This window comes from Aquimarina rubra (assembly GCF_042684305.1).
In the GTDB taxonomy this organism is placed as follows: Bacteria; Bacteroidota; Bacteroidia; order Flavobacteriales; family Flavobacteriaceae; genus Aquimarina; species Aquimarina rubra.
In genome coordinates this window covers 1,928,521-1,941,828 of record NZ_JBHULE010000019.1, presented here as the reverse complement: position 1 = coordinate 1,941,828, position 13,308 = coordinate 1,928,521, and the positions used below count along the sequence as shown (strand labels likewise).

18 protein-coding genes are annotated in these 13,308 nt (G+C 32.9%); 6 read left to right on the top strand and 12 right to left on the bottom strand.

From position 1 onward, the window contains the following. The first annotated feature begins 150 nt into the window (after nucleotides 1-150). From ACFSR1_RS17075 to ACFSR1_RS17055, 5 genes are all read left to right on the top strand, one after another. Complete coding sequence (locus ACFSR1_RS17075; RefSeq protein ID WP_378294228.1) at nucleotides 151-756, top strand: flavin reductase; 606 nt, start codon at nucleotides 151-153, stop codon at nucleotides 754-756. After that, nucleotides 753-1,922, top strand: coding sequence for a M20 family metallopeptidase (locus ACFSR1_RS17070; protein ID WP_378294227.1), 1,170 nt, complete (start codon nucleotides 753-755; stop codon nucleotides 1,920-1,922). Before ACFSR1_RS17075 ends, ACFSR1_RS17070 begins: the two co-directional genes overlap by 4 nt. A 3-nt stretch (nucleotides 1,923-1,925) precedes the next feature. Beyond that, nucleotides 1,926-2,945: a hypothetical protein gene (locus tag ACFSR1_RS17065; RefSeq protein ID WP_378294226.1), complete on the top strand. Its 1,020-nt coding sequence runs from the start codon at nucleotides 1,926-1,928 to the stop codon at nucleotides 2,943-2,945. Nucleotides 2,946-3,055: 110 nt separating this feature from the next. Continuing rightward, the gene (locus tag ACFSR1_RS17060; RefSeq protein ID WP_378294225.1) at nucleotides 3,056-3,571 is read left to right on the top strand and encodes a hypothetical protein; all 516 of its coding nucleotides are present in this window, start codon (nucleotides 3,056-3,058) and stop codon (nucleotides 3,569-3,571) included. Nucleotides 3,572-3,598: 27 nt separating this feature from the next. Beyond that, nucleotides 3,599-4,231, top strand: coding sequence for a hypothetical protein (locus ACFSR1_RS17055; protein WP_378294224.1), 633 nt, complete (start codon nucleotides 3,599-3,601; stop codon nucleotides 4,229-4,231). A gap of 102 nt (nucleotides 4,232-4,333) precedes the next feature. Here the strand turns inward: ACFSR1_RS17055 and ACFSR1_RS17050 are convergent, their stop codons facing one another. Next, nucleotides 4,334-5,326 carry an Acg family FMN-binding oxidoreductase gene (locus ACFSR1_RS17050; RefSeq protein WP_378294223.1) on the bottom strand — a complete coding sequence of 331 codons (993 nt, stop codon included), beginning with the start codon at nucleotides 5,324-5,326 and terminating at the stop codon, nucleotides 4,334-4,336. A 23-nt stretch (nucleotides 5,327-5,349) separates the two neighbouring features. Then, on the bottom strand, nucleotides 5,350-5,799 hold the full coding sequence (locus ACFSR1_RS17045) for a DUF2267 domain-containing protein (RefSeq protein ID WP_378294222.1): 450 nt from the start codon (nucleotides 5,797-5,799) through the stop codon (nucleotides 5,350-5,352). A 139-nt stretch (nucleotides 5,800-5,938) separates the two neighbouring features. Between ACFSR1_RS17045 and ACFSR1_RS17040 the strand changes: the two genes are divergently transcribed. Continuing rightward, nucleotides 5,939-6,775 (top strand): universal stress protein, encoded by an 837-nt coding sequence (locus ACFSR1_RS17040; RefSeq protein WP_378294221.1) that lies wholly within the window; start codon nucleotides 5,939-5,941, stop codon nucleotides 6,773-6,775. Nucleotides 6,776-6,939: 164 nt separating this feature from the next. Here the strand turns inward: ACFSR1_RS17040 and deoD are convergent, their stop codons facing one another. From deoD to ACFSR1_RS16990, 10 genes are all read right to left on the bottom strand, one after another. Beyond that, nucleotides 6,940-7,638 carry a purine-nucleoside phosphorylase gene (deoD, locus tag ACFSR1_RS17035; protein ID WP_378294220.1) on the bottom strand — a complete coding sequence of 233 codons (699 nt, stop codon included), beginning with the start codon at nucleotides 7,636-7,638 and terminating at the stop codon, nucleotides 6,940-6,942. 6 nt (nucleotides 7,639-7,644) lie between these two features. Continuing rightward, nucleotides 7,645-8,289, bottom strand: a complete 645-nt coding sequence (deoC, locus tag ACFSR1_RS17030; RefSeq protein WP_378294219.1) for a deoxyribose-phosphate aldolase — start codon at nucleotides 8,287-8,289, stop codon at nucleotides 7,645-7,647. Nucleotides 8,290-8,291: 2 nt separating this feature from the next. Continuing rightward, a complete protein-coding gene (trxA, locus tag ACFSR1_RS17025; RefSeq protein WP_378294218.1) occupies nucleotides 8,292-8,591 on the bottom strand; it encodes a thioredoxin in 300 nt (99 codons plus the stop codon). A 112-nt stretch (nucleotides 8,592-8,703) separates the two neighbouring features. Next, the gene (locus ACFSR1_RS17020; protein WP_378294217.1) at nucleotides 8,704-9,333 is read right to left on the bottom strand and encodes a DUF998 domain-containing protein; all 630 of its coding nucleotides are present in this window, start codon (nucleotides 9,331-9,333) and stop codon (nucleotides 8,704-8,706) included. A gap of 2 nt (nucleotides 9,334-9,335) precedes the next feature. Beyond that, nucleotides 9,336-10,226 carry an RsiV family protein gene (locus ACFSR1_RS17015; protein ID WP_378294216.1) on the bottom strand — a complete coding sequence of 297 codons (891 nt, stop codon included), beginning with the start codon at nucleotides 10,224-10,226 and terminating at the stop codon, nucleotides 9,336-9,338. A 133-nt stretch (nucleotides 10,227-10,359) separates the two neighbouring features. Then, nucleotides 10,360-10,644 carry a hypothetical protein gene (locus tag ACFSR1_RS17010; RefSeq protein ID WP_378294215.1) on the bottom strand — a complete coding sequence of 95 codons (285 nt, stop codon included), beginning with the start codon at nucleotides 10,642-10,644 and terminating at the stop codon, nucleotides 10,360-10,362. Between the two features lie 468 nt (nucleotides 10,645-11,112). Continuing rightward, nucleotides 11,113-11,652, bottom strand: coding sequence for a mechanosensitive ion channel domain-containing protein (locus ACFSR1_RS17005; RefSeq protein WP_378294214.1), 540 nt, complete (start codon nucleotides 11,650-11,652; stop codon nucleotides 11,113-11,115). A 24-nt stretch (nucleotides 11,653-11,676) separates the two neighbouring features. Further along, the gene (locus ACFSR1_RS17000; RefSeq protein WP_378294213.1) at nucleotides 11,677-11,973 is read right to left on the bottom strand and encodes a chaperone modulator CbpM; all 297 of its coding nucleotides are present in this window, start codon (nucleotides 11,971-11,973) and stop codon (nucleotides 11,677-11,679) included. 12 nt (nucleotides 11,974-11,985) lie between these two features. Next, the gene (locus ACFSR1_RS16995; protein WP_378294523.1) at nucleotides 11,986-12,873 is read right to left on the bottom strand and encodes a DnaJ C-terminal domain-containing protein; all 888 of its coding nucleotides are present in this window, start codon (nucleotides 12,871-12,873) and stop codon (nucleotides 11,986-11,988) included. Between the two features lie 21 nt (nucleotides 12,874-12,894). Next, complete coding sequence (locus ACFSR1_RS16990; RefSeq protein WP_378294212.1) at nucleotides 12,895-13,299, bottom strand: hypothetical protein; 405 nt, start codon at nucleotides 13,297-13,299, stop codon at nucleotides 12,895-12,897. Nucleotides 13,300-13,308: the final 9 nt, after the last annotated feature.

Genomic DNA, 13,308 nt, shown 5'->3' with positions numbered 1-13,308 from the left:
AAAATCAATTCGATATTCCTTTTTTATATAAATCCTCGATGATTTTGATTTCTTTCAAAAGCAAATGACACTTAATTTTTTCCTTAAGTGACAAAAATCAGTTCCTAAATTACACACCTTTTGTACCTTAATAATTTAAGGTACAACGTCATGGAAAATCTAAAAGAATTTATAACCTTGGATATGAGTAGTCCAATATGGGATCATTTCTATACTATTGCACCATTAGTTATTGTAGGCACTAAAGAAGGTGCCGGATATGATATGGCTCCCAAACATATGGCGATGCCCATTGGTTTTGATAATTACTTCGGATTCGTATGTACTCCTAATCATTCTACTTATCATAATATATTAGAAAATAAAGAATTTTCAGTAAGTTTTCCTATACCTGACCAAATATTGCTTACTTCTCTAAGTGCTTCTCCCAGATCTGAAGTAATATCAAAATCAGATCAGATTATTTCTGCTTTACCCACCATAAAATCAGATACAATTGATACCTTATTAATTGCTGATTCATATCTGCATCTGGAATGTAAGCTATTTAAAATCATCGATGGTTTTAATACCAACAGTATTATTACAGGTACAATTTGTAAAGCCTCCGTTCATAAGGACTATGCCAGAATTTCTGAAAAAGATGAAGATGAGCAAATTCACAAGAATCCCTTGCTTGCTTATGTGGCTAACGGACGTTTTGCTACGATTTCTAAAACATTCAATTTTCCTTTTCCAAAGAACTTCACAAGATGAAAAATGAGAAAGAAATAGCCAATACAATTCAACGTCATCTTACCAATCAAAAAGAAGAGATATTGATTTTTTTGAAGAAATTGGTTGATATAGAATCTCCTTCTCATTCTATTGATTCACAACATCAAATCCTTAATCTTTTAAAAAAAGAATTGCGACTAATCGGATATCAAACCCAACATATTTTAGGCAAAGAAACCGGTGGATATCTCTATGCCAGACCAAAACAAAGAGATAAAAAACTTCCTATACAACTATTAATTGGTCATTGCGATACCGTTTGGCCTTTGGACACCTTAAAAGATAGACCTATATCGATTAAGGATGGTATGATCAAAGGACCAGGAATCTATGATATGAAAGTCGGTTTGACCCAAGTGATTTTTGCTTTACGAACTATTAAGAAATTATCATTACCTCTAACGGTAACTCCTGTAATCTTAATTAATTCTGATGAAGAAATAGGTAGTAAAGAATCTACCAATATCATAAAAAGGTTGGCTAAAATATCCGATCGCGCTTATGTTTTAGAGCCGCCATTGGATCTGGATGGCAAGTTAAAGACTGCTAGAAAAGGAATTGGAAGATTTACAATTACAGTAACAGGCAAAGCAGCTCACGCTGGATTAGATCCTACAAAAGGGATCAACGCCATTGTAGAATTGTCTCATCAAGTACAAAAACTCTTCGCCATGAATGATCTTGACAAAGGTATTACGGTTAATGTAGGAATGATTGAAGGTGGTATTTCTCCTAATGTGGTCGCGCCAGAAAGTAAAGCTGTGATAGATGTACGTGTATTAAATAAAAAAGATGGTGAATATATAACCAAAAAAATTAAAGGCCTAAAACCAAAACTTCCAGATGTAAGCCTACATATAGAAGGTGGAATACGAAGACCGCCCATGGAAAAAACATACCGTAATCAGCACTTATGGAAAGAAGCGAGGCATACAGGAAAAACACTGGGTATCGACTTACAAGAAGCTACCGCTGGTGGAGGTTCTGATGGCAACACTACTAGTCAATATACAGCCACCTTAGATGGATTAGGCACACCGGGTGATGGTGCTCACGCAACTCACGAGCATATTTTGCATAATAAGCTTGTCGAAAGAACAGCGTTGTTGACCTTATTGCTTTTAAACAAACCCTTAAATAATTAAGTCATGAACCACAAATATATCTATACGTCACTCACACGAATTTCTGATCTAGCTGAAAAAGAGTTTACTTTAAAAAAACTCCCTAAAAATCAATGGGAAACCGGGGATTATGTAGTTTGTAAAATCATTGATGCAGGAAGCACAGAACTAAAGCTAGAACTTCCTAATGGAAGAATGCGTGGGGTAATAGGAGAAGAATCTATTGTTGGGGCTTTGGGAGAACGTTTTGCCACTTTGGAAGCCACTGGAACCTGGAAAGAAGTTAAAAATGATCTCAAAATGAATGTTTTAACCGCCGCGGGACTCTTAGGGAAATTGACATCAAAATCTGTTTTCATACCCAATATGATAGAGGTCATCTACACTGCTCATGCTTTTAGAGATGACAAAAAACTGACAATGAATAGTTTTGTTAAACCGTTAAAAGAAGTTTCTCTAAATATTCCTGTTATTCTCTTTGTAGGTACATCCATGTCTGCCGGTAAAACCACTTCTGCAAGAATTGTTACCAATCTTTTTAAACAAGCAGGTTTACAGGTTGTTGGCGCTAAACTAACAGGTGCCGGTCGTTATAAAGATATTTTAGCAATGAAAGATGCCGGAGCCGATTCAGTATTAGATTTTGTAGATGTTGGATTACCTTCGTCTATTTGTCCTAGAGAAGAATACTATCGTAAATTACGTCTGCTACTCAGTAAGATTGCTTTGCAAAAAGCAGACGTAGCGGTTATAGAAATTGGTGCTTCTCCTTTAGAATCTTATAATGGAGATATTGCAATAGATACCATTAGAGAACAAATAAAATGTGTAATTCTAAGTGCATCCGATCCGTATGCTGTTTATGGTATCATGAAAGCATTTGATATCATTCCTGATATTGTTACCGGGATATCTACAAACACCTTGGCAGGAAGAAAAATGGTAGAAAAGTTATGCAATGTAAAAGCTTTAAACCTCATCGATTTTAATACTACTAAAGAATTAAAACAAATCTTATCATCAACAACAGGATTTTCGGTGTAGAATAATCATTCACGAAAAAGATCATTACTTATCCAGATCACTTAATTAACTGATTCTTATCATATTTTTCTGAGCAATAGTTCAATATTTTTAATGATAAACATATCAAAATGGGACGTTCTGGAAAAATAATAGTGATTATACTATCTGTTGTCGTGATATTCTTCTTATCGGCAACCTGGTATAAATATGAATATTCGATGGAAGAAGCCAAAGCTTTTGAATTAAATGATCCTACTTTGGATCAAAAACTGCTTATCGCAACTCAAGGAAGTGAGTTTAAAGATGCCATCACAAATGGTCTTGTACATCACTATAAATCGGATGCTATTTTTATAAAAGTTATAGACATCTCTTCTTTAGAACAAATTAATCCAGAGAATTATACTGCTGTGGTACTAATTCACACCTGGGAAAACTGGAAACCGCCTTATGCCGTTCGATTATTTATAGAACGTACATCAGAGTATAAAGACAAAATTATAGTGCTAACTACATCAGGAGAGGGAACTTATCAGATGAAAGAAGTAGATGCTATTACAGGAGAATCCAACCTCGAAGAAGCACCTGTTTTTATCAATAAGGTTATTGATAAGCTCAATAAAAAACTACATACTAAAGACTAGGAATCTTCGACTTAAAATCAAGAAATCATGAAAAAAACAATTTTTGTAGTTCTAGTTCTATTATTATCTGCCTGTTCTTCTGTACGGGTGGTAGATAGTTGGAAAAATGAAGAAGTTTTGTTTTTCAAACCTCAAAAGCTAATGGTTTTAGGGGTAACCCAAAACCTTACTGCACGTAAAATTTTTGAAGAGAACCTAAAAAAGGAGTTCATGAAACGCAATATCATCGCATATGTTAGTACTGAAACTTTTGATGCTTCTTTTACAGATTCTCAAAAAACCGAAGCCGAAATAAACACCATGGTTAAAGGGCTTTCGGATGAAGGGTTTGACGCAGTAATTATTAGTGCTGTAAAAGGTGTGGATGAGAAAAGAAACTATAACTCCGGATATTATACCGTGGGATATCGCTGGACAAGATTTGGACGCTATTACTATAGATTTCAGGATATCTATTACGACCCCGGATACTATAATGAATATAAAGTGTATCACGTAGAAACTTCCATATATAATATCAATCTAGACGACAATAAATCCTTGGTTTGGGTAGGGGCTTTAGATATAATAGATCCCCAATCTATTAATACTACAGTAAACGAATATGTATCTGCAATCATTGCAAGACTAGAACGTGATCGAATAATAACCAAATTATAATTTGCTTCATCACAAGTTTTTAAAATTAACCAAAATAGCGAGGATATGCTCCTCGCTATTTTTTAATACTCACATACTTTTAGGGTAGTATCTTAAAAATCATCAATTATAAATCAAAGTTTCTATATCTTTTCTTGGAGAAAAAGCAACACGCTCTTCTGCATAACCAATTCGGATTATAATATTAGGATACTCCTGGTTAATTGGTAATGATTCTTTTAGATGTTTGGCTAATGTTTCTATTTCACAAGGAGGATTAAGATATGCACTTGCAATTCTTTTTTTGGTAGCTGATAATAAAAAACGTTCTAGTGTAATACCCAAAGAAATCCAATTTGGAACCGTGTTACTTTTTGTGGTGAACACTATAAAATGCGAGGATGAATTAATTTTGCATACATCGTTTTTGTTTTGATTTTTAGCATTTAAAAAAGACCTTACGATTGGCTTACCAATAAATTTTGGTAACGAAGGTGCTCCCATTACTTTATAGGTTAACCCATCTTTATTTTGTAAAACATCTTTAGCATTAAAACGAATCCATTCTAACAGTTCGCTTTTAAAACCGGGATCATTCATCTGTATGCTATTCCCTTCTAAAATATGATCTTTTATAGTGGCAAAATATGCATCTCCTCGTTTAAAACTATAGATATTGATGTTTTCTTCTTTATCAATATTTAATAATTCTTTTATGGTCTTTTCTGGAACATATTTCTTATTGTATTCACTTCTATTTGTCTGTCGCAAATCAATATAACTAAACAGAGGATCTGTTTTCTCATTTCTTGATTTCTCTAAATCTACTTTTACAAAATACTTAGTATTATCCTCCAAAACTTCATAACTATAATCATAATGAAATCTATTAGCTGCAACCAGTAAATTTTCTAACGCACAACCTATGCTTATATATAATTCTCTATTGTTAGGATCTACCACCGATAATTCGTGACTTAAATCAGGATGTATTTCTATTCCAGTCTCCGTAATTTTAAAGCTCCACGGCTGTGTATTATGACCAGATGGTGCTTTTGTTGCAGCGTGAATTATTTCTTTAAACTCACCTATTCGATTATCTTTTATTGTTTTCATGAGTGTTTTTTTATAAAATTGTTTTAGAAGAAAACAGCATTAAAAATCATATCCTTAAGATTTTTAGGAAGCTCATCTCTAATGTCTTGCATCTCTCCAGGTGAAATATATTTACGCAACACAAAAAATGTGGTATTGATATAATGTTCTGCAATTTCATTGGATTCAAAATCATATACAGATGTTACTCCGTCAAATGACCTTACTAAATCGATAAACTCTTCCATATGCTTTACCCGAGTCTTTTTTGTCTTAACAGACCATCCATTTACGTAAACAGCTTTCAGAAACATTGGCAATTGTGCCATTAACTGTACGGATTCTTCTATAGAGATGATTTCTCTTAATCCATGTAAAACAGCAGATAAAATTCGTCCTGCTCTATCTTGATCATCGATCAAGTCCATTTCCTTAGCATAATCCTTTAAAAAAGTATTAGCTTCTACTGCGAATTGATTAAAGTTAAGTGCCATAATAAGTCATTTTAGTTTCTAATTATTTGTAAATAATTGATTATTAAATTTATAGCCTTATCACAAATATTAATATGACAATTATCATATTAATTCCTCCAGACATCTTCTAATTTTGATTTAGTAAAAACTAGTAACCATGAAAAAAATTCTTGTCCCAATTGACTTTTCTGAGCATTCAGAATATGCATTACAAGTTGCTGCTGATATTGCAAAAAAGCAACATGCAGAAATTATTGTATTACACATGCTTGGCTTATCAGAAGCTATTCTAACTAAAGACGAAGCTCAAGAAGCCGCAGAAGCTATTTATTATTTAAGACTAGCAGAAAAAAGATTTAAGACGTTCTTAGATAAAGAATATCTAAAAGGCATTAAAGTCACAGAAACTGTACAGAACTATAAAGTATTTAGCGAAATAAATGAAGTTGCTAATGAAAATGAAGTTGATCTTATTGTGATGGGTTCTCACGGTAGTAGTGGATTGAGTGAAGTATTTGTTGGCTCTAATACAGAAAAAGTAGTTCGTACTTCTGAAATCCCAGTTTTAGTCATCAAAAATCAGATTGATGAATTTAACATGAAAGAAGTAGTGTTTGCATGTGATTTTAAAATGGAAAATATCCGTGCATATCATAGTGCAAAGCGACTTTTTAATTTATTCAATGCTACTTTACATTTAGTATATGTAAATCTACCAGGTGATCGATTTAGAAATTCTGATCAAATTGAAGAACGAATTAAAGAATTTCTGTATAAAGCAGATTCCGGTAATTTGGAAAATTTTGATAAAGTAGTGGTACAGAATGATTATTCTGTAGAGAGCGGTATTTTTAACTATTGCCAAAAAATAAATGCAGATGTTATTGCAATACCAACTCACGGCAGACGTGGATTATCACACTTTTTTAATGGAAGTATTGGAGAAGATATTGCTAATCACGCAAATAAACCAGTGATTACATTTAAGATCTAAGATCTTAGATTATATATATTTTAAAGTTGTGTTTGTATGAAGTCGTCTGAAAATTATATTTTCAGACGGCTTATTTTTTATAATACAAAGGTCTTTCCTTAACAAACCACACCTGTCAGGATTTAGAAACCTGACAGGTCTTTTATTATAGGCCAAACTTCATTTTATAACGTTCCCAACGCTATTTCTATCATTTTACTGAAGGTGGTTTCTCGTTCTTCAGAAGAAGTTCTTTCACCAGTTACTAGAGAGTCTGAAATGGTGAGAATCGCCAATGCCTTGACATTAAATTTTGCTGCAATTGTATATAAACCGGCAGCTTCCATTTCTACACAAAGCACTCCAAATTCTGCCCATTTTTTATAAGAATCAAAATCATCTTCATAAAATTCATCTGCGGATAAAACATTTCCTGCCTTGATAGGTATATTATGCTCACGAGCATATAAAGCAGCTTTCATAAACAGTTCAAAATTAGCTGTAGGAGAATAATCTGCATTGATAAATCTAGAGTTATTAATCCCGGAAGTTGATGAGGCAGCCATAGCAATCACAATATCTCTAAGTTTAACATCTTTCTGATAAGATCCAGAAGAACCCACCCTAATTAAGTTTTGTGCACCAAAATCATTGATCAATTCATGACAATAAATTAATGAAGACGGAATACCCATCCCTGTTCCTTGTACAGAAACTCTCTTCCCATGATAACTACCAGTATATCCAAGCATTCCGCGAACCTTATTATAGCATACCGGATCATCTAAAAATGTTTCTGCAATCCACTTTGCCCTCAAAGGATCTCCAGGCAATAAAACAGTTTCTGCTATCTCTCCTCTCTTTGCTGCGATATGTGTACTCATATGATTTTATTTTGAAGTTACCAGGGCTACCCCTGAAGAGGTTCCAAGTCGGGAAACACCCATATTTATATATTTTTTGGCAGTCTCAATATCTCTAATCCCACCAGATGCTTTTATTAATATCTTATCCTGAGCAATGTCTTTCATTAATTTAACATCTTCTATAGTAGCACCGCCGGTTCCAAAACCAGTGGATGTTTTTACAAAATCCGCTCCCGCATCAATGGATAGTTGACAAGCAATTTTCTTTTCTTCATTGGTTAGATAACAATTTTCAAAAATGACTTTTAACACATTGTCACCAATCGCTTTTTTAATCTTAGCAATCTCATCCCGCACAATTTCGTGATACGCCGACTTAAGCAATCCGATATTGAGAACCATATCGATTTCGTGAGCCCCATCATCAATACACTGTTTAGCCTCGAATACTTTAGCTTTAGTAGTCATTCCTCCTAAAGGAAACCCTACTACAGCGGCAATTTTCACATCCGTTTTCATTAACTCACTACAAGCCAGACCAATATAAGCTCCGTTCACACAAACTGAATAAAAATTATATTGTTTGGCCTCTTCGCATAACTTTGTGATATCCGCTACCGTGGCTGTTGCTTTTAGAATAGTATGATCAATATATTTATTAAGTTCCATAACTATTTATGAGAATTTATGACTCCGATGATATCATTTTTTTGCAAAACCCCGGATTGCCTCCAGAGCTGTTTTCCTTCTTTAAACAATAACATTGTCGGCACTCCTCTTACCTGATACTTAGCTGCTAAAGGTTGGTTTTTATCAACGTCAATTTTCACGATTTTTATAGCAGCACCTAACTCGTCTTTTACTTCTTTCAGGATAGGTGCTAATACCTTGCAGGGGCCACACCAATCTGCATAAAAATCTACCAGTACTGGTGTTTCTGAGTCAATAATATTGCTAAAACTATCTTTCATCTGTTTATAATTTATTGTTTTTTAATGGTCACACTTCGACTCAGCTCAGTTCAAGGATGGAATCGCCAATTAATCATATCAATGGGTATAATCCAGATTTTTATGGCTTATTTCATTTTTGGTTTCTATTTATAAGCTGAAAATACTCTTTTTTTGTAAAAACATATTCATAGAATTTAAAAGAATATAAGATCCACCCAAAAGCCATTATAAATATACCGCGCTGGTACAAGCCTCTATAATCAGAATGTATGAACATGAAATACGATAATAGCAAAGCAATAACTCCAACACTTAAAGCAATCAATTTTTGATGTTTCCATCGAGTAATAAAACTAACAACCAGACAGTAGGTACAAAATGAAATTCCAGTTATTGTTGAGAAAACGGAATGCATTTCATTTTGAAATGAATCGTAAATTACTCTACGATTGATGGGTGCGTGCATAAATATTCCTGTTAACAAGAAAGAAATACAAAATATTAATAGAACAAATATCTGAATGCGATGCTCTCCTAAAACTTTGTAACCGTTAATAAAGGTTACAAGCGCCAATAGAATAAAAACAAAATTCATTATCCAGTTATTTGGTGTATTTTGAGCTCCTAACTCACTTAAGGTATTTTTTGATATTACGTATTCCGGATCTGAAAAAAATGGCAATATGAATGCTGTTAATATCATGGTGATATAAACTACCCAAAAAAGAACACGACTCTTTTCTAAAATTTTTGCACTCATTGTTATCCTATCAGTGGCTTATTGTTATATATTTTGATCAAATGCATAATCTTATTAATCGGAATTTCTATAGAATAGGTCCCTGTGTAAGACGGGCAAATAATACAGTCATCAAAATAGAATTCTACTATATCATCATTGACTACAAAATTGTGCTTATACACCTTAAAATCTTCTTCTGACAACTCCCAACATTCATAATATAGCTCTCCAGAATTTATACCACTTGATATGGTTTTGTTTATGGTGGCAAGTAATTCTTTTTCAGAATTATCGATAAAAAAATCGTTATAATAAATGAATTTATGGTTATTGAGGTCAAAATTTAGACACTCAAACATATACGTAGAATGTTTCATTCCCGAGTAATAGTTTTCTTTGTAAAGTAGTACACTGATAAGGTTACTTTTTATATCATATATTTTATAATCAATAATCCGTTTATCCATGCATCTACCAATACCCAGAGAATCACAGAATATCACTTTATCTTCGAGAATTTCATTTTCTGTAGCCTCTATATTTAAGTAATTTTCGGTGAAAAAATCATTAAATTTTGTGTTGTTTGTATCAATCTCTTCGTTGAGATAAGGATATTCATAATCCAAAATATATAAATCTTCTTCCTTATAGAACTTTTTAGCAATCACCAGTTCTTGTAATTTATTCCTATCGTCTTCTATAGTGATAAGACGCTCTACCTTTCTGGATTTTGTTTTTTCCTGATTTAGTTCCAGTGTTTCTTCTGAGAAATATTGGGTACTATCTGCATTTTGATCAAGAATCTGTTCACTTTTTGTAGTATCCTTTTCTGTATTTTCTTTGATTTGAGTTTTATTATTGCACGCCATCAAACTTAGAACAGCAAGACTAATGATGATTAGGGTTCTCATATGGTGAATTTTTATTTTATATAAATGTAGTTTTGAACGTGCTCAAAAAATATGATATCGCTCAGTTAAGAAGTAAAAAAAGGCGAGTTCCCCTTAAAGAAACTCGCCTTCGTAAATAATCGTATGTAAAATATTAAAACAAGCCGTTCCCAATAATTATCAAACTATTGACTGCTAAACTCAAGATCAGAAGATCTAATACCAATTTAGGCTTCTGAACAGTTAATATGGCAGCATTATGTGCGTTACATACCGCAACGGTTAGAAATACCAAAAACATTTGTAAGAAACCATTCCCATCAAACAAAGTAGTCATAATGGCTATGGAACCTAAACAGGTAGATGCTATGATTGCCAAAGCAGAATATCCTATATAGTTTTCAGAAAAATCAGCATTCATTTTTGCATATAGTGTCATAATAGTTTGTTTTTTAATTCGGGGTAAAATTAGAGACACTATAGCTGTTAAAATATGACAAAAGTCAGTTTTACAAAAGTTGTAGTTCCTATAGTTCTATGAAGTTTTCATCTCGACATTTACTTCTTGTTGCCTTACAAGCTCTATAGTAGTTGATGCGAACATAACCTTACCATCGGTTTTAAGAACTTCCTCTTGTATTCTTTCATTTAGCTGATGCTTTATAAACCTTCTTTTCTTGTAGTCCACAATATATCTTAAATTAAATTGCACCCAATTATCCGTTATGGTTATAGAAAGACTTGGTTCTACCTGTGCATCTTCAATATAATATCTATTAACAACATCTTTCCACTTTGATCTAGAGTCAATTGTATATTTTGAGAGAATTTCTGAGGCAACTTTTAATATTATTGATTTTGCCCATTCTATATCAGAACCATAGCGTATTGGAAGATCAAACTCATCCTAAATAAAAGGGAAATCTTTAGAATAATTATATACCGGTCCTTTGAATACAAAAGCATTACTCAACTTAACAATTCTACCAGTATAATTATCGGTACTTACCCATTTTCCTATCTCCATCATAGTAGTATAAATACTATCTACATCAATGACATCTCCTTTTATTCCATTAATTTCGATTCTATCTCCAGGTTTATAGACTTTAACAAAAAAAATGTAAATGGAACCGGCAATACTTAAAATTAACTCTTGTAATGTGAAAGCAATCCCTGCGGTAAATAATCCTATGATGATAGTGAAATCTTTGATACTACCCGTGAAATAAGAGAAGGACAGTATAACTAACAAAATATATCCTATAATCTCAACTCCTTTTTGGGATTTATATCTGGTAGATGTATCTGGTAGGTTTTTTCTTAAAAACCTTCTTATCAATTGAATTATAAAAACAATACATAAAACCCATAAAAGGTATTTTAAAATACTAATCGCCAGAGGATATTCTAACAACCATTCTCTAATTAATTCAATTGATTCCATAAACTTTATATCATTCAACCCGTGTTAAAAACGCTCATACATATCTAATCTATTTTTGAGCATATTCATTTCGTTTTGAATTTTATGAACTTTTTCGAGTAATCTTATAATTACCTCTACTCCTTCCAGATTGATTTCTAGCTCTTTATTAAAAAGTAAAATTTGTTCTAATCTTGGCAGTTCTTCTGAATCTATAAACGATGTCTGTTGATACGTAACCATTTCTATTAATCCAAAATCATGAAGCGTGTTTATGAACGAGAATTCTACTTCGTGACTTCTACAAAATTCTATAACTGGTATAAGATGTTCTTTGGCCATAGCAACACACATTTATAGGTTAGACAATTCCCTAAATAGATCTTTTTGTTTAGAAGTCAGATTTTTTGGTAATTTGATGTTATAGCTAACATATAAATCTCCATACTGTCCTTCTTTCTTATATATCGGAAAGCCCTTTCCTTTTAGTTTGACTTTAGTTCCATTTTCTGTTTCGGGTTTTACGTTTAGTTTTACTCTTCCATCGAGGGTGTCTATCATTATTTCACCACCTAAAATTGCGGTATATAGGTCTATATCCTTTTTTAGGTATAAATCTCCTTTATCTCGTCTGAAAGATGTTGTATTCTCTATAACAAACGTTATAAATAAATCCCCATTAGGACCGCCGCCGATTCCCGGACCTCCATGCCCTTTTATTTTTATAGTCTGTCCATTTTCTACACCAGCCGGAATAGTAATTCTAATATTTTTTCCGTTTACAGTAAGTGTTCGTTTATGTGTTTTATGAACATCCATCAAATCAAGACGCAATTCTGCATTGTAGTCTTCTCCTCTAAATTTCACCTGACTTCTCCTATAACCTCTCCCAGCTCCTCCAAACATCGATTCAAAAAAATCAGAAAAATCGCTTTCAGAAAAATCGCCTTGATATTGTTGACCTCCAGATCCCGTATATTGTCTTTGTGATTGTCTGGCTTTCTCAAACTCCTCTGCATGTTTCCAATCTTTACCGTATTGATCATACTTCTTTCTGTTTTCAGCATTACTCAACACTTCATTAGCTTCATTAATTTCCTTGAACTTTTTTTCTGCTTCCTTATCATCTGGATTTAAATCGGGGTGATACTTTCTGGCTAGTTTTCTATACGCCTTTTTGATATCACTTTCTGTAGCATTTTTAGAAATATCAAGTATCTTATAGTAATCAACAAATTCCATATCCAAAATGAGCATTAATTTTTATTCTTCAAAAATCAGTTGAAGTCTTCCCAGCATCATTAATTCAGATTTATTCTTACCTGAAAAAGCACTGGCAATACTATTAGCTGTATTCCAGATTAGTTGTTTAATTCTATCTGTATATAGTGCTCTATTCTCCTTATAGAAAGATGCAAATTCATTGAAACTAGCTTCAGCCTTTAGTTCTTTATAATCTAACCAATCAAAAACAATTTCTATCTGGAAAGCAGCATCAGCTCCAAACTCATCTTCGAGATCATCCACAGCCAACCACTCTGATTTTACAAGGTTTCTTAACGAAGTATATTCTGATGTACGAACTACTTTATCTGCAGCAGCAATCGCATAAAATAATTTTCCCAGGTTTTGATAAAAGGTAATCCCTATGTTTTCAGTTGTATCCATGCTCTAAAA